This is a genomic window from Cryobacterium sp. TMB3-10 (genome assembly GCF_004402305.1).
In the GTDB taxonomy this organism is placed as follows: Bacteria; Actinomycetota; Actinomycetes; order Actinomycetales; family Microbacteriaceae; genus Cryobacterium; species Cryobacterium zongtaii.
In genome coordinates, this window is the sequence record NZ_SOGH01000033.1 from 54,018 (window position 1) to 72,251 (window position 18,234).

Here is an 18,234-nt window from a genome sequence, read left to right on the forward strand (position 1 = left end):
GGAATGAAGATGCGACACGCAAAGAAGCGCCTGATCGTAGCGAGTTTAGTCGCCACGAGTCTCGTTGCCACGATGGCCGGCTGCGCCAGCGGCGCCGCTGGCGGCGGCTCCGATGGCAACAACGGCGAACTGACCGTCTGGACCCACAACGGCGGCAACGTTGAAGAGCTCGCCGCCGTGCAGGCCATCGTCGACGGCTACAACGAGAGCCAGGACAAGACCACGGTGAAGCTGCAGGCGTTCCCGCAGGCCTCCTACAACGACTCGGTCATCGCGGCCGCGGCATCCGGCAAGCTGCCCTGCATCGTCGACATCGACGGCCCCAACGTGCCCAACTGGGCCTGGGCCAAGTACCTCACACCGCTGGACCTGAGCGTGGATCTGGACGAGAACCTGCCCAGCACCCTGGGCATCTGGAACGGCGAGACCTACTCGGTGGGCTACTACGACGTGGCGCTGGCGATGTTCGCCCGCAAGTCGGTGCTCGCCGAGAACGGCATCCGCCAGGCCACCATCGACCAGCCGTGGACCCAGGCCGAGTTCGGTGACGCCCTGGAGAAGCTCAAGGCCACCGGCACCTGGACCAACCCGCTCGACATCGGCACCGGCGATGTCGGCGAGTGGTACCCCTACGCGTTCTCCCCGCTGCTGCAGTCCTTCGGCGGCGACCTCATCGAGCGTGACGAGTACCAGTCGGCCGAGGGCGTTCTCAACGGCCCCGAGGCCCTCGAGTGGGCCGAGTGGATGCAGTCCCTCGCCACCGACGGTTACATCGCCACCAAGAGCGGCGCCGACTCCGCCCTCGACTTCCAGAACAACGTCACCGCCATCCAGTACGGCGGCAGCTGGGCGGCCGCCAACAACGCCGCCGCTGTCGGCGACGACCTGGCCGTGATGCCCTCCGTCGACCTCGGCGAAGGCACCAAGATCGGCGGCGGCTCCTGGCAGTGGGGCGTGACCACCGGTTGCGCCGACACCGAGGCGGCCATGGACTACCTCTCCTACTCGCTCTCCCCCGAGAACATTGCCGCGGTCGCGGTGGCCACCGCCACCATCCCCGCCACGGATGCCGCCGCCGCCCTGGTGCCCGGCTTCGAAGAGGGCGGCAACCTCGCCATCTTCCGTGAGTTCTCCGCGAAGAGCGCGGTGCTCCGCCCCGAGACCCCGGCGTACCCGTTCATCGCGACGGAGTTCACCAAGGCCACCCAGGACATCATCAACGGCGGCGACCCGCAAGACACCCTCGACGCGGCGGTCACGGCCATCGACGCCAACATCAAGTCCAACGGCGGTTACACGCAGAAGTAGTCGACCGCGGGGGCGCAGCCACGCTGCGCCCCCGCTCTCGCTCAGGGAGACTCTCATGACCAGCACGATCGAACGACCCCCGGCGGCCCCCGCCGCCGGCCGCCCGGCCCGGCCCAGCCGGCCTAAACGGGACCGCACCAGCAAGACCGAAAACCTCGCCGGACTGGCCATGCTCACGCCCGCGGTGCTGCTGCTGGCCCTGTTCATCTTCGTCCCCGCGATCCTCGCGTTCGGGCTCGCCTTCACCAACGCCCGGCTCATCTCGCCCTACCCGGCCACCTTCGTGGGCCTCGACAACTTCGTCCGGCTGTTCGCGGATGCCGCGTTCTTCCGGGCGCTGATCAACGTCGGCTACTTCGCCCTGGTCGTCGTTCCGCTGCAGGCCGGCCTCGCCCTGGTGATGGCGATCCTGGTGAACAAGAAGGTGCGCGGCACCACGTTCTTCCGCACGGTGTACTTCCTGCCGGTAGTCACCTCCATGGTCGTCGTGTCGCTGCTCTGGCTGTTCATGTACCGCCAGGACGGCCTGATCAACGTGATCATCGACCGGGTCACGATGGGACTGGTCACCGGGCCCGATTGGCTGAACGACACCGCCACCTCGATGCCGGCGATCATCCTGATGTCGGTCTGGCAGGGCGTGGGCTTCCACATGATCATCTGGCTCTCCGGGCTGCAGACCATCCCCGCCGACCTCTACGAAGCGGCCGACCTCGACGGCGTCTCACCCTGGCAACGGTTCAGGTACATCACCTGGCCGGGCCTGTCCGCCACCCGCAGCCTGATCCTGGTGACCATCACCATCCAGGCGCTTAGCCTGTTCACCCAGATCAGCGTGATGACCCAGGGCGGCCCGCTCAACTCCACCACCACGGTGGTCTACGAAGCCGTCGAATCCGGCTTCGCCCAGCAGGAGACCGGCTACGCCTCGGCGATCTCCCTCGTGTTCTTCGTCATCGTGCTGCTGATCTCCGTCGTGCAGCGCTTCCTCAGCAGAGAGAAGGCCTGATCATGGCGATTCCCCACATCTCTACAGCACCAGCGGCCATCGCAGACGTCGCGCCGGCATCCGCCCCGCACGTGGTGCTCGGCCAAAAGACGGCCCGCAAGAAGCGCGTGATCGGCCTCGGCGGTTGGATCCTCCGGATCGGGCTGGCCGTCTTGTTCCTCTTCCCGATCCTGTTCATGTTCGTCTCGTCGCTGAAGCCCGACCAGCAGATCTTCGGCGACCTCTCGTCGATCGCCGCGTTCCTGCCCATCGGCAACATCTCGATGGACAATTACGCCGCCGTCTTCGACCGGGTGCCCGCCGCCCGGTTCCTGGTCAACTCGATCGGCATCTCGGCGATCACCGTGGTCGCCGGCATCCTGGTGAACAGCCTGGCCGCATTCGCGCTGAGCCGGATGCGGGTACGCGGCAAGACCGTCATCCTCACCCTGATCATCGCCACCCTGATCGTGCCGTTCGAGACCCTCGCGCTGCCGCTGGTGTGGTGGGTGAACCAGCTGCCCTCGTTCGAGCTGACCGAGCTGGGCTTCATGTTCAGCAAGGGCTGGATCGACACCTACCAGGTGCAGATCATCCCGTTCGTGGCCAACGCCTTCTCGATCTACCTGTTCCACCAGTACTTCGAATCGATCCCCAAGGAACTCGACGAGGCCGCCCGCATGGACGGCGCCGGCTGGTTCCGCATCTACCGGCAGGTGGTGATGCCGCTCTCCGGCCCCGCAATCGCCACCGTCGCCATCCTCACTTTCCTGCCCGCCTGGAACTCCTACCTCTGGCCGCTGATGGTGGTGCAAACCGAGGAGCTGCGCCCGGTGATGGTGGGCGTGCAGTACTTCTTCCAGCTCAACGTCTCCTGGGGCGAGGTGATGGCGTACTCCACGCTGATCACGCTGCCCGTGGTGGCCCTGTTCATCGCTTTCCAACGCTCATTCGTCAACAGCATCGCGTCCAGCGGTGTGAAAGGTTAGGCCGGTTTTCATGTCGCTCCAACTGCCCGATAAGTGGATCTGGGACTCCTGGTACGTTCAGTTCGACGGTGTCACGCACGCCTACTACCTGCACGCCAGCAAGGCCCTGGGAGACCCCGAACGCCGGCACCGGCACCCCATCGTGGGCCACGCCGTCAGCACCGACCTCACCAACTGGACCGTCGTTGAGGACGCCCTGATCATCTCGGATGCTCCCGCGTTCGACGACGCCACCACCTGGACCGGCTCCGTGATCCAGGCCGACGACGGCCTCTGGTGGATGTTCTACACCGGCACCTCCCGCACCGAGAACACCATGGTGCAGCGCGTCGGCGCGGCCACCTCCCCCGATCTGCTCACCTGGACCAAGGTGTCGACCGAGCCGCTCGTGGAGGCCGACCCGGCGTTCTACGAGACGCTCGACCTGTCGGTCTGGCACGACCAGGCCTGGCGCGACCCCTGGGTGTTCCGCTTCCCCGGCGAGAGCACCTGGCAGATGCTGATCACCGCCCGTGCCGCATCCGGCGACCCGCGGGTACGCGGCGTGCTCGGCCACGCCACCAGCTCCGACCTGCTCCATTGGACGGTGCAGCCGCCACTCAGCCAGCCCGGCCAGGGCTTCGGCCAGCTCGAGGTGTTCCAGTTCGAGATCGTCGACGGGGTGCCGATCTTGCTGTTCTGCTGCGGTGTCTCCGAGCTCTCGCCCGAGCGCCAGGCGGCCGGTGAGGTGGGCGGCGTCTACAGCGTGGCCGTGGATGCGCGGCTGGAGCAGGTGGACTTCACAGGCTCGATGCTGTTCGACCGCACCGATCTCTACGCCGCCCGGCTGCTGCAGGATGCCGACGGGGGCTGGGTGCTGCTCGGCTTCATCAACATCGTCGACGGCGAGTTCGTCGGCACCCTCAGCGACCCGATCCCGGTCACGGCCGACCCGGTGCGGGGGCTTGTGCACCGGCCGGTTCTGGACTCGGCCGAGGCGCCGGCCTTCGCCGCCGCGGTGCTGTGAGCGGCGGTGCGGTAACCGGCACCTACCGGGCCGAGCGCCGAGTGCTGGTGGTCGGCGAGGCACTGATCGACCTGGTGCAACGGGCCGACGGCTCCCGGGACGAGGCGCCCGGCGGCAGCCCCGCCAACGTGGCGCTGACGCTGGGGCGGCTGGGCCGGCATCCGCAGCTGCTCACCAGCCTGGGCGAGGACGACCGCGGCCACGCGGTGCGGACCTGGCTCGAGGACTCGGGGGTACAGGTGTCTGCGGGGAGCGCGACAGGGGCGCACACCTCCACCGCGACGGCACTGCTCGATGACGCGGGGGCGGCCACCTACGAGTTCGACCTGGCCTGGGCCGTGGATGTGGCGCTGGCGGGCCCGGCCGATGTGCTGCACATCGGGTCGATCGCCACGGTGCTCGAGCCGGGCGCGTCCGACGTGGCGCACCTGGTGGAGGCCCGCCGCGCGACGGCGACCATCACGTTCGATCCGAACATCCGTCCGGCCCTGATCGACGATGCCGCGGCCGCCCGGTCGCGGGTGGAGCAGCTTGTGCGCCTCGCCGACGTCGTGAAGGTCAGCGACGAAGACCTGCTCTGGCTGCACCCCGACCGCGAACTCGCCGACGCTGCCGCCTCCTGGCTGGCCGCTGGGCCCGCCGTGGTGGTGGTCACCCAGGGCGGGCAGGGCGCGTTCGCGCTCACCGCTCAGGGACGGGTGTGGACGTCGGCGCCCCGGGTGACGGTGGTCGACACCGTCGGTGCGGGCGACACCTTCATGGGCGCTCTCATCGACGGGCTGATCGACGCGGACCTGATCGGGGCCGACCGTCGCCAGGCGCTCCGCGACGTGCCGCTGGGGGTGCTGGAGAGCATCATGCGGCGAAGCGCCGCGGCGGCCGCCGTCACGGTGTCCCGCCCCGGGGCCGACCCGCCCACCCGCGCCGAGCTCGCCGGGGTGTAGTTCGCCTTGGTGTAGATCACGGCGGCGAAAGCCCGAGCAGCGCGCTCACTGCACCTCGTATGGCCCATTGCGCCCGCTATAGGGGGCGCGGTGGGCCATACCTGGTGCAACGACGAGGAAGGAACCCGGCGCGGTAGGTCGGAAGGCCCTACGCCGGCGGCAGCAGGGGTGCGGGTCGAGAGGATGATTCGGGAAGGCGGCTCTCGCAGGAGAGCGGCCACGCCACATGTTCGGTGTGGCGTTCTCTACGCAGTACGAGGAGTTCCCATGTCCGCACGATCCTGGCTCACCGCTTCAGCTCTCACGGTGGCCGCCGTCACCCTTATCGGCTGCGCACAGGCCGCTCCGGCCGAGACTGCGCCGACCGAGAGGCCAGTGGCCGAGCCGGCCCACTGGTCGTACGACGGAGACAGTGGCCCGGAATCCTGGGCCGGCTTGGACGACGCTTTCCAGGCCTGCGAGGCCGGCACGGATCAGTCCCCGATCGACCTGCCGGCGGCCGTTCCGGCACCGAGCACCAGCATCGAGCTGAGCGCCGAAGAAGCGGAGGGGGACGTCTTCGACAGCGGCCACGCCGTGGAGATCGAGACCGACGGGCAGGGCGAGACGCTCACGTTCGCCGACGATGACTACAGCCTGCAGCAACTGCACGCGCATGTGCCGTCGGAGCACACCGTGGCGGGACAGCCCGCCGCGGCCGAGCTGCACCTGGTGCATGCGGATGCGGACGGAAACCTGCTGGTGCTCGGGGTCCTGGTGACCGAGGGGGCGGCATCCGACGCGTTGACGCCGTTCATCGAGGCGGCCAGCCACCTGGCCGACGACGAAGAGGTGACGCTGGATCTCGCCGCCGTGCTGCCGGCGTCGCTGGAGAACTACGAGTACTCGGGCAGCCTGACCACCCCGCCGTGCACCGAGGACGTGCAGTGGGTGGTGATGGGTACACCGATTTCGATGTCGGCGGAGCAGATCGGCACGCTCGCGGGCGCGCATAACCACAACGCCCGGCCGACCCAGCCGCTTGGGGACCGCACCGTGGTGGGCGGGGCCGGGAAGGTCGAGATCACGGGGTAGAGGCTGCGCGTTAGAGACTGTGGTTGAAGGTGCGGGGCCGCAGGTCGCGGCACTGGCGGGTCGGGCACGACGTACGCTGGCCTGATGACGGATGTTGCACTGATCGGCCCGGTGGCCGCACCCGAGCTGCACGTCATGACCTTCAACATCCGCCGGCGGTTCGCCCATCTGTTGCCCGGCAATCCTGACCGCTGGGAGAGCCGCAAGCCGCTCGTGCGGCGCATCCTGGTCGCCGAGCAGCCCACGCTGCTCGGCGTGCAGGAGGCTCTGGCAGACCAGGTGGAATGGCTGGCCGGCGCCCTCGGGCCGCATTACCGCGGCGTCGGTCGGGGGCGCAACGCCGACGGAGGAGACGAACGCTGCACCATCTTCTACGACTCCCGCCGCCTCGAACTCACCGACTGGAGCCAGCGCGCGCTGTCCGACACGCCGGACGTGCCCGGCTCCCGGTCCTGGGGCAATCGGGTGCGCAGGGTGCTGGTGTCGGCCGAGTTCACCGATCTCGCTACCAATGGCCGGGTGCTCGCGTTCAACACCCACTTGGACCACCACTCCTGGCGCTCCCGGCTGCGCGCCGCAGACGCCCTGTTGGGGCTGGTGCGCGCGGCGCAGAGTGCGGAGCCGGCCGCCGCGATCGTGGTCACCGGCGACTTCAACGCCGACGCGGACTCGGCGCTGCACCGGCGGCTGACCCTCGATGGCACCCTGCGCGACGCCTGGCTCGCGGCGGCCGATCGGCTCACCCCGCAGTGGGGCACCTTCGGCCACTACAAACGACCGACACCCGGCGGCAAGCGCATCGACTTCATCCTGGCCGGGCCCGCTGTGACCGTGCTGCGCACCGGCATCAACGCGGTGCGGTTCAACGGCCTGGCGGCCTCCGACCACGAGCCTGTGCAGGCGGTGTTGCGCGCCGGCACCTCGCCGGCTCAGCCGTGAGGGCATCGCCCGGAGTCGGCAGCCTGCCCCATACTTGGATATGGGCACCCGCCCGCCACGATCCACGGAGATGAGACCGGTGTCAGACCCCAGCCTTCGCCTGCCCAACACGCAGTTCTGCGCGGTGCTCAACCTCGGCGTTCTGCCCCTGGTGGCGCCCCCTCTGCCGACGCGATTCGCCCTGCCGGTGCTGGATGCGCAGTGGCTCGAGGACGGGGCCGCGATCTACATCGGCTTCGAGGAGGGCGAGCTGCACTTCGACGTGTCGGAACGGGGCATTGAGCACCACTTCCACAACGTCGACGGCGTCGACAGTGACATCAGCCCGTGGCCGGCTGCCGATACCGCGCAGCTGCTGGCCTGGGCCGGCCCGTTCGTGCGTCATGTCAGCGAGCTGCTCGAGGAACTGACCATGGATGCCGCCGAAGCTGCCGAGTGGAGCGCGCTGGGCCTCACCGTCTACGCCACCAGCCCGCCCGAACCGACACAGCTGGAGGTCGTCGACCTCGAACTCGAGGGCGAACAGATGATGCTGCCCTGGCTGGGCGCCGGCCACGTGGGCCACGACCACATCGACGGGCCCAACCACCCGATCGCACTGCTCTGGAACGCGCAGCACGAGGAGCCCGACCTGCCCCTGGCCACCGCCTGGACCGACCCGGCCAGCGGCCAGCCGGCCGTCTCGGCCCGCCCCCAGGTGGACTGGGACGCTGTGGGCCTGCCCGAAGCAGAGGTGCTCGAGTGGCTGGAAGGGCTCTACCTCAACCACCACCTGCTCGCCGACCCCGAAGAACTCATCCTGCGCGCCGGCCTGGAGCGGATCGCCGGGATTCGCTAGCCCGGAACCGGGCCATGACGTATCGACAAGGAGCACGCATGACCAGCACACCCGCATCCACCGGCCGTACCGCTGGCAGGATCGCGCTCGGCGCGATCCTGGTCCTGGCCGGCACCAGCCACCTCACCTTTGCGCGGGACGACTTTCGGGCACAGGTGCCGGAGTTCGTGCCGCTCCCCGAGGACACCACGGTGCTGCTCTCGGGAGTGGCCGAGATCTCGCTCGGCAGCGCGCTGCTGTTCGCCCCGGCCGGCCTGCGCGGCAAGGTCGGGCTGCTGGCCGCCGCCTTCTTCACCGCGATCTTCCCCGGCAACATCGCCCAGGCCGTGCATCACAAGGATGCCTTCGGGCTGGACACCGACGCCAAGCGGATCGGTCGCCTCTTCGGACAGCCGCTGCTGATCGCCTGGGCACTCTGGTCGACGGCCGCGTTGGTGCGCCGCGCAAAGTAGTTGCGGCAGCGAGGCGGCTAGGGCGTGTCCGTGCCCTGGCGGGTGCGGCTCCAGGTGACCAGCGGATGCAGCAGCGAGATCAGCTGCCGGCCGGACGTCGTCAGGCTGTAGCTGATCGACACCGGCGTCGTGGGCTGCACGTCACGCTCGATCAGGCCCTCCTGCTCGAGCTCCTTGAGCCGGGCGGCGAGCACCCGGTCTGAGATGCCTTCGACGAGGGCACGGTACTCGGAGAAGCGGCGAGCGCCCCGGGCGCCGGCCATCAGTATCGCGGCGCTCCACTTGCGGCCCGCCAACTCCACCGAGATCTGGAACCGACGGCACTCTTCCTCATCGAGGGCGAAGGTCGATTCGCCGACGTCTTGTTTCACTGGCTGCGCTTCCTTACTGACCGACTCACTAACTATTGATTAGCAGCTTACCTCCGGATGGCGAATGGTGACGGAGTTTGGCATCGTGGGATGTCGGCGCGAATTCGGGCGCCGCGAACACCCGCAGAAAGGCCCTCAATGGTTACCACGATCGGCATCCTCGGGGCGGGCCGCGTCGGCTCCGCCATCGCCCGCACCGCGCTCAAGGCCGGTTACGCGGTCACCATCGCCGGATCCGGGGCCGCGGCCGACATCCAGCTCATCGTTGACATCGTCATCCCCGGTGCCTCAGCGATGTCGGCGGCGGAGGTGGCCGCATCCGCCGACCTCGTGGTGCTCGCCGTGCCGATGCATAAGTTTCGCTCGGTCGACCCGGCCACCCTGGCCGGCGCCATCGTGATCGACACCATGAACTACTGGCAGCCCATCGACGGCGAACTCCCCGAGGTCGCCACCGACCCCCGCGGCAGCAGCGAGGTCGTCGCCGGCCACTTCGCCACGGCCCGGCTGGTGAAGACCCTCAACCACATCGGCTATCACGACCTGGAGACCGACGCCCGGCCGGCCGGGCATCCCGACCGGCACGCCTTGGCCGTCGCGGGCGAGCCGCAGGCCGCATCCGTCGTGGCCGAGGTCATCGAGCGGTTCGGCTTCGACGCCGTCTACGCCGGCCCGCTCGCGGCCGGGGCGGCGTTCGAGCCGGGCTCGGCGGTGTTCGGCGGCCGGCACACCGCGACCGAACTGATGGCCGAGCTGGAGTTCGCCGCCGCCGAAGCGGACGCCGCCGCCTAACTGTCCCCCGTGCGGACATCTGAATCCGGCACACCGGGCGCAGATGTCCGTTTCGGGCACAGTTCCGCAGGCTCCCGTTCCACCACCCCGCGCCCCACCAGCCACCCCGCCCCACCAGACATCGGACAGACCCATGCAAATCGGCGCATACAGCTTCGGCGACACCCCACTGAACCCCGACGGCAGCTTCCGCAACACCGCGGAGGGCATCCGCACCCTCTTCGACGCCATCGTCCTGGCCGACCGGGTGGGGCTGGACTACTTCGGCATCGGCGAACACCACACCGTGAGCATGCCCGCATCCTCCCCCGGTGCTCTCATCGCCGCCGCTGCCGCCGCGACCGACCGGATCATCCTCGGCAGCGCGGCGAGCATCATCAGCACGGATGACCCGGTGCGGGTGTTCCAGCAGCTCGCCACCGCCGATGCCGTCTCCGGCGGCGGCCGGGTGGAGATCACCGCGGGGCGAGGATCCTCCGTCGAGACCTTCCCGCTGTTCGGACACGACCTGGCCGACTACGACAGGCTCTACGCCGAGAAGCTCGACCTGCTGATGACCATCAACAACAGCCCCACCGAGACGGTGAACTGGTCGGGCAGCGTACGCCCGGCGATCGACGCCCTGGCCGTGGTGCCCCGCCCGGTGAACGGCCGGCTGCCGATCTGGCTGGCCACCGGAGGCAACGCGGCGTCATCAGCCCGGGCCGGACGGCTGGGCCTGCCCGTCTCCTACGGCATCATCGGCGGCGAACCGCACCGGTTCGCACCGCTGACGGAGCTCTACCGCCGATCGGCCGCGCAGGCCGGGCACACCGAGAACGTGAAGGTTTCGGTGGCCACGTTCGGTCTGGTCGCCCCCTCGAAGGCGGAAGCCCTGGAGCGGTTCTACCCTGGTTGGCACAGCCTCAACGTGGAGATGGGCCGACTGCGCGGTTGGGGCGCCCCCGACCGCCGACAGTTCGACACCCAGGTCGCGGCGCCCGGCGCCTACTACGTGGGCGATCCCGATGACGTCGCCGAGCGCATCGTGCACCTGCACGGCTACCTGGGCCACATGCGGCACTTCCTGCAGGGCGACTTCGGCGGTCTGCCGCCGGAGCACCTACACGAGTCGCTCACCCTGCTGGCCACCGAGGTGAAGCCCCGCGTGGCCCGGCTGCTGGCCGCCAAATAGCAGCCAAATAGCCGCGAGATAACCACCGGACAGCCACCTCTTCTGGCGCACTTTCCCCACCGCGCGGGTACCGTGGGCCCCATGACGGATGCGGCGCTGATCGGTACGGTGAGTGCGCCCGACCTGCACGTGATGACCTACAACATCCGTCGCCGGGTGCCCACCCTGCGGCGAGGCAGCGCCGACCGGTGGGACACCCGCAAGCTGTTGTTGAAGCGCCTGCTTGTCGCCGAGCAGCCGACACTGCTCGGCGCGCAGGAGGCGCTGGTGGACCAGGTGCATTTTGTGGCCACCGCCCTCGGCCCGCACTACCGCTGGGTGGGCCGCGGTCGGCACGCCACCGGGCGCGACGAGCACAACCCGATCTTCTACGACAGCCGGCGCCTGCAGCTCACCGCCTGGCAGCAACGGGCGCTGTCGGCCACGCCGCACGTGCACGGGTCGCGCTCCTGGGGCAATCTCACCAGCAGGGTGGTGGTGTCCGCCGATTTCACCGACCTCGCCACCGGCGCCCGACTGCTGGCCTTCAACACCCACTTCGACCATCTCTCTTGGCGGTCCCGGCTCACCTCGGCGGGGTTCATCATCACCCTGGTGGATTCCGCCCACGCCGCGGAACCCGACGCCGTAATCGTGGTCACCGGCGACCTCAACGCCACCGTGGATTCCGCCGTCTACCGCCGGCTGACCGGCGAGGGTGCGCTCCGGGATTCCTGGCTGGCGGCCGCCGAACGGTTGACCCCGCAGTGGGGCACCTTCTCGGGCTATCGGCGCCTGCGCCGGGGCGGGGCGCGCATCGACTTCGTCCTGGTGGGGCCGGGCGTCGAGGTGGCGAGCACGGGCATCAACGCGGCACGGTTCGACGGTCGGTCCGGCTCCGACCACGAGCCCGTGCAGGCAGTTCTGCGCCCGGCAGGCTCTACTGCCGGCGGCCGATCCGGCTAGTGTGCTGGCCATGATCCACACATTGCTGCGGCGGCCGTCCGGCCTCGCGGAGGCGACCGCCGACGCGCTGCGGGCGTTGGCACTGGTCGGCATCGTGGTCGCCGGCGTCGGCTGGGGCCCGCTGTCCGGGATCAGCCTGGCGCTCGTGGCCGGCGGGATGCTGCTCCCCCGGCTGCTGAGACTGCGACCGAGCGTCGACATCGCGTTCGGCGTGGTGGTGCTCGTGGCGGTCTGGAGCAGCGTGCTGGGGATCTACCTCACCACCCGTTGGTGGGACCTGCCAGTGCACTTCCTCACCAACGGACTCTGCGCCGCGCTGCTCTACATCGTGCTCGTGCAGTTCAGGGTGTTGGCCGACGCCGACACCCTGCCCCGGCCGATGCTCTCGGCAGCCGTGGTGACGACGACGCTGGGGCTGGCGCTGGGCGTGCTCTGGGAGGTCTTCGAGTGGTTCGGGCACACCTACCTCGATCCGGAGATCTTCGTCGGCTACAACGACTCGATAGGCGACCTGGTCTGGGGAGGCGCCGGCGCGCTGCTCGCGGGCTGCGGCATGAGCTACCTCACCGACTCGCCCACGAGCCTCGCGGAACCCACGGCCGACGCCGACCCGGCACCCTTGTAGGCCCGGCACCCGTTTATGTCGCGCTACCGCGCAACGGCATCCGCGAACCAGGTGGTGATGGTCGTCGGATGCGTGATGGCGGTGCCGACGACGACCGCGAACGCGCCGGCATCGATGCAGGCATCCGCCGGGGGGGGGCGACGAGTCCCGCCGCGATTTTGGTGCCGCCGAGGTCGACGCCGAGTGAGGAGGTCATCGCACCACAAGGCCCGTGCGGTCGACGATCGCCTGGATGCGCTCGACGGTCTGGCCGGCAAGGGCGGGCACCGGCGGCGACATCCGGTTGGTCGAGATGATGTCCAGGTGCGCCAGGGCGGTCTTGAACGAGACGAGGCCGGAGGCCTGGAAGACAATCTCGAACAGTTCGGACAGTTCGGCCTGGATGCGGCGCGCTGACGACTGGTCCACCGTCTTCGGCGTCGGGCCCAGACCGCCATTCGCTGGTTGAGCCTGTCGAAACCCGGTGACACGTCCGCGGGTCCAGGCGTCAGCCCAGCTCCACCGCGGTGATGCGGGCGCGGAAGAACTCACCCTCACCCTGCCGAGCGGTGCCCCACCACCACCCGGCGGTGAACGTAGCCGGCAGCGTCAGACCCGCGTACTCCTGCTCGCTGTGCACGGTGCAGCCGAAGGGATATCGTCCGAAAGGCTCCCCGCCCGGGTTCCCCCAGCGCCACAGGGACACGGACTGCACCTCACCGCGCGGCCCGATGCACAGTTCGGCGGATTCCGCTTCGCCGTCGACCTGCCACGTTCCGATGACGTGATCTGCCGAACGGCCGGCCGTCCAGACCGCCGTGCGGAAGCCGACGGGGGCGAGCACAATCTCGCTGGCCAGTCGCCCGGCGGCGCTGCGGGCCACGTCGGCGCCGACGGCGGTGACCACGGGAAAGAGCCCGAGCATCCGCCAGCGCATCTCCCCGGCGCCGGTGGTGAACCGGTCGAAGCCGCGCACGGGCAGCCCGGCCACCCAGGCCGTGGCCGCCCAGATGTAGCCGATGCCGGGAGCGAGGATCTGACGGGCGGAGAACCTCCGCCAGACGCCGAGCCTGATCTCGCCGCGCATGGTCAGCTGCACCGAGCTGGAGAGGGGCGTTCCCGTGGGGATGGCGTGAGTGAGCCAGCGCCGTGCGGGCTCGGGCAGCTGCGCCACGAGCTCAGGCGCGAAGGCCTCGGTCGGGGCGGAGCGGGCGGCCAGCTGGCGCCACGCCTCGCTCACCTGCCGGGCTTCGCTCGGCACGTGGTTGGCCGTCACGGCGTGGCCCCGGTGTTCGCGGTGCGGAACGGGTGCCGTGGCGCGCCGTGGGCCGGCGCCATCCCGTAGCGGGCAAGTACAAGCTGAACGGCTAGCCGTGGCGCATCGGGGTTCGCGGGTGCCCCGGTGATGAGCGCCCGCACGTACAGCGGGCCGGCCAGCGCGTCGAGCACGAACTCGACATCGGTGTCCGGCAGTAGTTCAGCGGTGGCTATGCCGCGCTGCACGGCATCCCGCCACAGCCGTCGGGTGGGCTCGATGATCAGGGTGCGATAGCTCGTTGCGAGCTGAGGGTCGGTCGCCATCTCGGCGACGAGTCCGGGCAGCACCCGACCGAGCGGCGTGTGTGTGAGCGTCACCGACAGCCGGGTGGCGTAATCGAGCAGCTGTTCGGCGACGCTGCCGACGCGCACGCCGGTCTCCCCCGGCATCTGCGTGGCCATCGCCTCGACGACGAGCTGGGACTTGTGCGGCCATCGTCGGTACACGGTCGGCTTGCCCACCCCGGCCCGCCTGGCTACCCCGGCGATGGTGAAGCCGGCGTAGCCGACCTCACCGAGCAGATCGAGGGCCGCGGCGATGATGGCCGCGTCGACATCGGGATGCCGCGGACGCCCGCGCTCCCGCGCCGACCCTCGTTGCGGTCGTGCAGCCAGGTCGCCCGGTGCCATCGTCACTCCCCCAATATTGTTGCGCCCAATATCGTTACTGTTCGTAACGTTATGGCAAGTCTAGCGATTGAGGACCGAAAGCTGGCTTTCGGCTCGTCTATCTGATAAATATATCTAGAAGATATAAGGAGTTTATTGATGGCTACGACAGACCAGACCCGGATGGCCGTCCTCGGCGGCCTGAGCATCGCGCCGATGACCGGGTACGCCCTGCGTGAGCAGATCCGGGATGCCCTCGGGCATTTCTGGGCGGAGAGCTTCGGGCAGATCTACCCCGCGCTCAGCGCACTCGAGCGCGACGGGCTCATCGAGCGCCAGGCGGCCCTCCGCGCCGGCTCGTCCACGTTCGCCCTCACCCCGCTGGGCACTGAGCGCCTGCGCGAGTTGCTCGCCGAGGCCCCTCAGCCGGTGAAGCCGCGAAACGGTGTGCTGCTGCGGCTGTTCTTCGGGCGCCAACTCGGTCAGGAGGCCTGCCGGAAACTGGTGGCGGACACTCGGGCCACCGCCGACGCCGAACTCGCCGAGATGTGCCGCATCCGCGAGGAGTTGGAGGCCGACACCGGACCGGATGCGCCGTATATTCTCCTCACCGTGCTGGCCGGCGAGCATGCCGCGCGTGCCTCGCTCGCCTGGGCGGATGAGGCGCTGGGTGTTCTCGACGGCTTGGCGTCGGCGGCCCCGCCCGCTGCCAACTCCGCCGCCACCCCCGCCCGGGAGCACTCATGAGCGCCGGTTCGACCGTCTCGCGCCGTCTTTTCCCACGGCGGCGAACCGCGATTGCCGTCGCACTCGGGTTCCTCGTTGTCGTGATCTTCCAGATCAGCCTGCTGCTCGGTGCACCGTTCGGCGCCGCCGCGCTCGGTGGCGCGAATGCGGGCACCCTGCCGGCCGAGCTGCGGATGGTCAGCGCCGTGAGCGCGGTGATCTGGGTTGTCGCCGCGGTCATCGTGCTCGCTCGGGGTGGGTTCGGGATGCGCGTGCCACCCGCGCTGAGCCGTTGGGGCACCTGGGTGCTGGTGGGGTATCTCGCGCTGGGCGTGCTCATGAACCTGGCCTCATCCAGCCCCTGGGAACGGTTCGGCTGGGCCCCGTTCACGGCCGTGCTATTCGGTCTGACGCTGCTTCTGGCGCTCAGTGAGCGAGAAGGCCCACCGGCCGGGCCGACGGGGGTGCCCCGGTGAGCGGGGTGGTTACCGGCGCGGCCGTGCTGTTCTGTGTGCTCATGGCCGGTCTGATTGTCTTCCAGGCCGCACTCATCGCCGGGGCGCCACTGGGGCAGTTCGCCTGGGGCGGGCAGGACCGGGTGCTGCCCATCCGGAAGCGCCTGGGCAGTGCCACGTCGATCGGTCTCTACCTGGTCTTCGGGGTGCTCGTTGTGCAGCGCGCCGGACTGGCCGACATCATCCCGTGGCCCGGGTTCGTCATCGTTGCGACCTGGTTCCTGGCCGGCTACTTCCTGCTCGGCATCGTGCTCAATGCCGCCTCACGGTCGCGGCCGGAGCGGTGGACCATGGCGCCCCTCTGCGCGGTGCTGGCCGGCCTCACGGTGCTCGTCGCGCTGGGCTGACCGGGCCCGCTCGGGCGGCCCGGCCCGGCCCGCGCTCGTCCCCGCGGCACGCGCTCGTCCCCGCGGCACGCGCTGTAGCGGGTGCCGCCGGGCATGAACCCTGCCGCCGGGCATGGACCGTGCCGCCGGGCATGAATCGTGCCGCGAACAGCCGCGGCGGAGCGATCACTACGCCGTCGAGGTGGCCGGGGTGTCTCCAGCCACAGCCCGCGTGCGGCATCGGTGCAGGCTCTGTCGGAGCAGGTACTCTCGGGTCCTGCCAGCGACCTCGGGCCACGGGCCACAACCTGCAGTACGGTGAACGCACATGCAATCAGGGACCGCGTTGGCGTGTTCTCCCGAACGACCACACTCGAGAGGTGAACGGATGGCCGGTTCCGCCGTAGTCATCCCGGTCGCGCCCCGTCTGCAGCGGGACCGGTTCCTGGTGCCGGATGTGGCACGCGGCGTGGCCATCATGGCCATGCTCATCGCCCATGCCGGCCCCATCATGGTCGACCAGCCCGAGGCAACGGCCTTCCTGCAGGGCCAGCTCAACGACGTGGCCTCCCCGCTGTTCGCCACGACCATGGGCGCTGCCGCGGCGATCGTGCTGGCCAAGGCGGGCACCGCATCCGCCCAACGAACGGTGATCCTGCAGAACGTCATCCGGGGCGCCATCCTGGTGCTGCTCGGGTTGTTGTTGTCCACCTGGGGCAGCTGGATCGCGATAGTGCTCTCCTTCCTGGGCATCGTGCTCGCAATCGGCACCCCGCTGGTGCTGCTGGGCACCCGGGCGCTGGTCGCCGTGTTGGCGGCGGTGCTGGTGCTCGGCGCCCCGCTCAATGAGCTGATGCTGGCCGCCACCGGTCCGCTGCTCACCGTGGGTGAGCGCACCCCGGCGAGCTTCCTCCTCGAGTGGCTCTTCCTCAGCCCGCACTACCGGGTGACCAATCTGCTGCCCTGGTTCCTGTTCGGGGCCCTGCTGTTCCGCATCCGTTTCGGTGGCCGCCGGGCGGGCTGGATTCTGATGGCGGTCGCCGTGCCCGCCTGGTGGCTCGGGCCGCTCTGGCGCGGCGCGACCGGGGCGGAGTTCAGCCCGTCGGGCAGCTACCTCGACACCCTGCACGACGCCGGGCTGGTGCTCGGGGTGCTGGGCGTGATCATGCTGCTCGCGTCGCTGCGGGGGCGGCGAACCGCGGCCGTGGTGCGTGCAGTGTTCCTGCCGTTCGAGGCGATCGGCTCGATCTCGCTGTCGCTGTACGTGTTCCAGGTGGCCGTGGTGGGGTGGATGGCCGGCAACGGGATCAGCTACGGCAGCACCGACCCGGTCGCCTGGCTCGTGCTCGTGATCGGCGTGCCGATCGTGGGGATCCTTTGGTGGCGGTTTGTGGGAAAGGGCCCGGTCGAGTGGCTGATCGGCGTGCTCTCGGGCCGGTACCGGCTCCGCCGCTCGAGCACCGTCGGTGCCGGCTCAGCGAGGTAGCGCTGCCGGTTCGCGCGCCACCCCGAGTTGCTTCACATCCCCCGTTCGGGACGCCCGACGAGGTGTTTTCGGCAACTGGCGAAGATTCCGCTCGGCGACTTCGGGCGAAGCGCCCCTTGGACGCTTGCCGTGCGACACTGTGCGGCCACTCGGCGTCGACGCGGCACCGGGAGGCCGGACTAGGTTGCCGCCTGATGCAACGGCGCGAGCGCGGAGTCGAGGGCCGCTTCCAGCGGCCAGGCCGAGCGCATCGGCTGGCTGAGCACGAGGCCACCCTGGATCGCGGCGAGGATCACCACGGCGATGCGCTGGGGGTCGACCGCCTGGTCGATAAGCCCGCCGGCCTGCATTTTCGTCACGCCCGCTGCCAGGGTGTCCCGCCACTGGGCCATGCTGGCGCTGAAGAAGGCTTCGAGGTCGGGGTCGGTCATCGCGGCCTGCGTCGCCAACGACCCGATCGGGCACGCCCACCGGCCGAGGCCGAGGTAGTAATCCACCAGCGCGGCGCGCCACGCGTTCCAAGACTCCCAGGTGCTCAGGTCGTGGATGTAGGGCTCCTGCGCCGCGAGCAACTGCCGGCCTTCCCAGGTCGCGACCTCGCGCACCAGTTCGGTCTTGCCGCCGGGAAAGTAGTGGAAGAGCTGGCTCTTGCTGGTGAGGGTGGCGGCGCGAACGGTGTCCAGGGTGGTGCCGCCGATGCCCGCGGCGAGGATCTGCTCTCCGGTGGCCTCGATGATCCGCTGGCGGGTGGCCCGGCCCCGCGCGGTGATCTTCGTCTCCTCCATGCGTCGATCGTAGCGTACTGGACCGCACGGTCCAGGGTGTGGTACG

At 69.6% G+C, this 18,234-nt stretch carries 22 protein-coding genes and 1 pseudogene; 17 read left to right on the forward strand and 6 right to left on the reverse strand.

Annotated elements, in window-relative coordinates; all coding sequences use genetic code 11:
* Positions 1 to 9 precede the first annotated feature (9 nt).
* The 9 genes from E3T22_RS18475 to E3T22_RS18515 all read left to right on the forward strand — a co-directional run bounded on the left by E3T22_RS18475 (position 10) and on the right by E3T22_RS18515 (position 8,538).
* On the forward strand, positions 10 to 1,308 hold the full coding sequence (locus E3T22_RS18475) for an extracellular solute-binding protein (RefSeq protein ID WP_370028204.1): 1,299 nt from the start codon (positions 10 to 12) through the stop codon (positions 1,306 to 1,308).
* A 55-nt stretch (positions 1,309 to 1,363) separates the two neighbouring features.
* Positions 1,364 to 2,317, forward strand: coding sequence for a carbohydrate ABC transporter permease (locus E3T22_RS18480; RefSeq protein ID WP_134480417.1), 954 nt, complete (start codon positions 1,364 to 1,366; stop codon positions 2,315 to 2,317).
* A 176-nt stretch (positions 2,318 to 2,493) separates the two neighbouring features.
* The gene (locus E3T22_RS18485) at positions 2,494 to 3,285 is read left to right on the forward strand and encodes a carbohydrate ABC transporter permease (RefSeq protein WP_241979923.1); all 792 of its coding nucleotides are present in this window, start codon (positions 2,494 to 2,496) and stop codon (positions 3,283 to 3,285) included.
* 10 nt (positions 3,286 to 3,295) lie between these two features.
* Positions 3,296 to 4,291 carry a glycosyl hydrolase family 32 gene (locus E3T22_RS18490; protein ID WP_134480418.1) on the forward strand — a complete coding sequence of 332 codons (996 nt, stop codon included), beginning with the start codon at positions 3,296 to 3,298 and terminating at the stop codon, positions 4,289 to 4,291.
* A complete protein-coding gene (locus E3T22_RS18495; RefSeq protein WP_241983738.1) occupies positions 4,288 to 5,235 on the forward strand; it encodes a carbohydrate kinase in 948 nt (315 codons plus the stop codon). The genes E3T22_RS18490 and E3T22_RS18495 overlap by 4 nt, the downstream gene beginning before the upstream one ends.
* A 267-nt stretch (positions 5,236 to 5,502) precedes the next feature.
* On the forward strand, positions 5,503 to 6,309 hold the full coding sequence (locus E3T22_RS18500; protein WP_166789334.1) for a carbonic anhydrase: 807 nt from the start codon (positions 5,503 to 5,505) through the stop codon (positions 6,307 to 6,309).
* Positions 6,310 to 6,393: 84 nt separating this feature from the next.
* Entirely contained in the window at positions 6,394 to 7,248 is an 855-nt protein-coding gene (locus tag E3T22_RS18505) for an endonuclease/exonuclease/phosphatase family protein (RefSeq protein ID WP_134480420.1), read from the forward strand.
* A 79-nt stretch (positions 7,249 to 7,327) separates the two neighbouring features.
* The gene (locus E3T22_RS18510) at positions 7,328 to 8,086 is read left to right on the forward strand and encodes a hypothetical protein (protein ID WP_134480421.1); all 759 of its coding nucleotides are present in this window, start codon (positions 7,328 to 7,330) and stop codon (positions 8,084 to 8,086) included.
* A 38-nt stretch (positions 8,087 to 8,124) separates the two neighbouring features.
* Positions 8,125 to 8,538, forward strand: a complete 414-nt coding sequence (locus E3T22_RS18515) for a MauE/DoxX family redox-associated membrane protein (RefSeq protein WP_134407878.1) — start codon at positions 8,125 to 8,127, stop codon at positions 8,536 to 8,538.
* A gap of 17 nt (positions 8,539 to 8,555) precedes the next feature.
* On the opposite strand, the gene E3T22_RS18520 is transcribed toward E3T22_RS18515, so the two are convergent.
* Positions 8,556 to 8,909 carry a helix-turn-helix domain-containing protein gene (locus E3T22_RS18520; protein WP_241983739.1) on the reverse strand — a complete coding sequence of 118 codons (354 nt, stop codon included), beginning with the start codon at positions 8,907 to 8,909 and terminating at the stop codon, positions 8,556 to 8,558.
* Positions 8,910 to 8,999: 90 nt separating this feature from the next.
* Between E3T22_RS18520 and E3T22_RS18525 the strand changes: the two genes are divergently transcribed.
* From E3T22_RS18525 to E3T22_RS18540, 4 genes are all read left to right on the forward strand, one after another.
* Complete coding sequence (locus tag E3T22_RS18525) at positions 9,000 to 9,701, forward strand: NADPH-dependent F420 reductase (protein ID WP_134480422.1); 702 nt, start codon at positions 9,000 to 9,002, stop codon at positions 9,699 to 9,701.
* Between the two features lie 133 nt (positions 9,702 to 9,834).
* Entirely contained in the window at positions 9,835 to 10,875 is a 1,041-nt protein-coding gene (locus tag E3T22_RS18530; protein WP_134480423.1) for an LLM class flavin-dependent oxidoreductase, read from the forward strand.
* An 81-nt stretch (positions 10,876 to 10,956) separates the two neighbouring features.
* On the forward strand, positions 10,957 to 11,820 hold the full coding sequence (locus E3T22_RS18535; protein ID WP_134480424.1) for an endonuclease/exonuclease/phosphatase family protein: 864 nt from the start codon (positions 10,957 to 10,959) through the stop codon (positions 11,818 to 11,820).
* A 10-nt stretch (positions 11,821 to 11,830) separates the two neighbouring features.
* Complete coding sequence (locus E3T22_RS18540) at positions 11,831 to 12,445, forward strand: hypothetical protein (RefSeq protein WP_134480425.1); 615 nt, start codon at positions 11,831 to 11,833, stop codon at positions 12,443 to 12,445.
* A gap of 23 nt (positions 12,446 to 12,468) precedes the next feature.
* Here E3T22_RS18540 and E3T22_RS19705 read toward each other — a convergent pair.
* The 4 genes and pseudogenes from E3T22_RS19705 to E3T22_RS18560 all read right to left on the reverse strand — a co-directional run.
* A pseudogene (locus tag E3T22_RS19705) lies at positions 12,469 to 12,576 on the reverse strand (N-acetylmannosamine-6-phosphate 2-epimerase); the annotation flags it as partial.
* 61 nt (positions 12,577 to 12,637) lie between these two features.
* The gene (locus tag E3T22_RS18550; protein ID WP_088457673.1) at positions 12,638 to 12,853 is read right to left on the reverse strand and encodes a hypothetical protein; all 216 of its coding nucleotides are present in this window, start codon (positions 12,851 to 12,853) and stop codon (positions 12,638 to 12,640) included.
* 79 nt (positions 12,854 to 12,932) lie between these two features.
* Positions 12,933 to 13,700 (reverse strand): DUF6544 family protein, encoded by a 768-nt coding sequence (locus E3T22_RS18555; RefSeq protein ID WP_134407863.1) that lies wholly within the window; start codon positions 13,698 to 13,700, stop codon positions 12,933 to 12,935.
* The gene (locus E3T22_RS18560) at positions 13,697 to 14,371 is read right to left on the reverse strand and encodes a TetR/AcrR family transcriptional regulator (RefSeq protein WP_241979921.1); all 675 of its coding nucleotides are present in this window, start codon (positions 14,369 to 14,371) and stop codon (positions 13,697 to 13,699) included. Before E3T22_RS18560 ends, E3T22_RS18555 begins: the two co-directional genes overlap by 4 nt.
* 138 nt (positions 14,372 to 14,509) lie before the next feature.
* Here E3T22_RS18560 and E3T22_RS18565 point away from each other — a divergent pair, with 138 nt between their 5' ends.
* The 4 genes from E3T22_RS18565 (at position 14,510) to E3T22_RS18580 (ending at position 17,403) form a co-directional block, all read left to right on the forward strand.
* Complete coding sequence (locus tag E3T22_RS18565) at positions 14,510 to 15,097, forward strand: PadR family transcriptional regulator (protein ID WP_088457676.1); 588 nt, start codon at positions 14,510 to 14,512, stop codon at positions 15,095 to 15,097.
* On the forward strand, positions 15,094 to 15,552 hold the full coding sequence (locus tag E3T22_RS18570; protein ID WP_134480426.1) for a hypothetical protein: 459 nt from the start codon (positions 15,094 to 15,096) through the stop codon (positions 15,550 to 15,552). The genes E3T22_RS18565 and E3T22_RS18570 overlap by 4 nt, the downstream gene beginning before the upstream one ends.
* Entirely contained in the window at positions 15,549 to 15,938 is a 390-nt protein-coding gene (locus tag E3T22_RS18575) for a hypothetical protein (RefSeq protein WP_241983741.1), read from the forward strand. The genes E3T22_RS18570 and E3T22_RS18575 overlap by 4 nt, the downstream gene beginning before the upstream one ends.
* 367 nt (positions 15,939 to 16,305) lie before the next feature.
* Positions 16,306 to 17,403: a hypothetical protein gene (locus E3T22_RS18580; RefSeq protein ID WP_134407758.1), complete on the forward strand. Its 1,098-nt coding sequence runs from the start codon at positions 16,306 to 16,308 to the stop codon at positions 17,401 to 17,403.
* A 179-nt stretch (positions 17,404 to 17,582) separates the two neighbouring features.
* Here E3T22_RS18580 and E3T22_RS18585 read toward each other — a convergent pair whose 3' ends face one another.
* Positions 17,583 to 18,188, reverse strand: a complete 606-nt coding sequence (locus tag E3T22_RS18585; RefSeq protein WP_134407757.1) for a TetR/AcrR family transcriptional regulator — start codon at positions 18,186 to 18,188, stop codon at positions 17,583 to 17,585.
* Positions 18,189 to 18,234: the final 46 nt, after the last annotated feature.

What these genes read in the sequence shown, in the direction of transcription:
- E3T22_RS18565 (WP_088457676.1), top strand. Translation starts at nt 14,510, where the DNA reads ATGGCTACGACAGACCAGACCCGGATGGCCGTCCTCGGCGGCCTGAGC.
- E3T22_RS18515 (WP_134407878.1), top strand. Translation starts at nt 8,125, where the DNA reads ATGACCAGCACACCCGCATCCACCGGCCGTACCGCTGGCAGGATCGCG.
- E3T22_RS18585 (WP_134407757.1), bottom strand. Translation starts at nt 18,188, where the DNA reads ATGGAGGAGACGAAGATCACCGCGCGGGGCCGGGCCACCCGCCAGCGG.
- E3T22_RS18540 (WP_134480425.1), top strand. Translation starts at nt 11,831, where the DNA reads ATGATCCACACATTGCTGCGGCGGCCGTCCGGCCTCGCGGAGGCGACC.
- E3T22_RS18475 (WP_370028204.1), top strand. Translation starts at nt 10, where the DNA reads ATGCGACACGCAAAGAAGCGCCTGATCGTAGCGAGTTTAGTCGCCACG.
- E3T22_RS18485 (WP_241979923.1), top strand. Translation starts at nt 2,494, where the DNA reads ATGTTCGTCTCGTCGCTGAAGCCCGACCAGCAGATCTTCGGCGACCTC.
- E3T22_RS18505 (WP_134480420.1), top strand. Translation starts at nt 6,394, where the DNA reads ATGACGGATGTTGCACTGATCGGCCCGGTGGCCGCACCCGAGCTGCAC.
- E3T22_RS18525 (WP_134480422.1), top strand. Translation starts at nt 9,000, where the DNA reads ATGTCGGCGCGAATTCGGGCGCCGCGAACACCCGCAGAAAGGCCCTCA.
- E3T22_RS18500 (WP_166789334.1), top strand. Translation starts at nt 5,503, where the DNA reads ATGTCCGCACGATCCTGGCTCACCGCTTCAGCTCTCACGGTGGCCGCC.
- E3T22_RS18580 (WP_134407758.1), top strand. Translation starts at nt 16,306, where the DNA reads ATGGCCGGTTCCGCCGTAGTCATCCCGGTCGCGCCCCGTCTGCAGCGG.
- E3T22_RS18560 (WP_241979921.1), bottom strand. Translation starts at nt 14,371, where the DNA reads ATGGCACCGGGCGACCTGGCTGCACGACCGCAACGAGGGTCGGCGCGG.
- E3T22_RS18535 (WP_134480424.1), top strand. Translation starts at nt 10,957, where the DNA reads ATGACGGATGCGGCGCTGATCGGTACGGTGAGTGCGCCCGACCTGCAC.
- E3T22_RS18490 (WP_134480418.1), top strand. Translation starts at nt 3,296, where the DNA reads ATGTCGCTCCAACTGCCCGATAAGTGGATCTGGGACTCCTGGTACGTT.
- E3T22_RS18530 (WP_134480423.1), top strand. Translation starts at nt 9,835, where the DNA reads ATGCAAATCGGCGCATACAGCTTCGGCGACACCCCACTGAACCCCGAC.
- E3T22_RS18480 (WP_134480417.1), top strand. Translation starts at nt 1,364, where the DNA reads ATGACCAGCACGATCGAACGACCCCCGGCGGCCCCCGCCGCCGGCCGC.
- E3T22_RS18570 (WP_134480426.1), top strand. Translation starts at nt 15,094, where the DNA reads ATGAGCGCCGGTTCGACCGTCTCGCGCCGTCTTTTCCCACGGCGGCGA.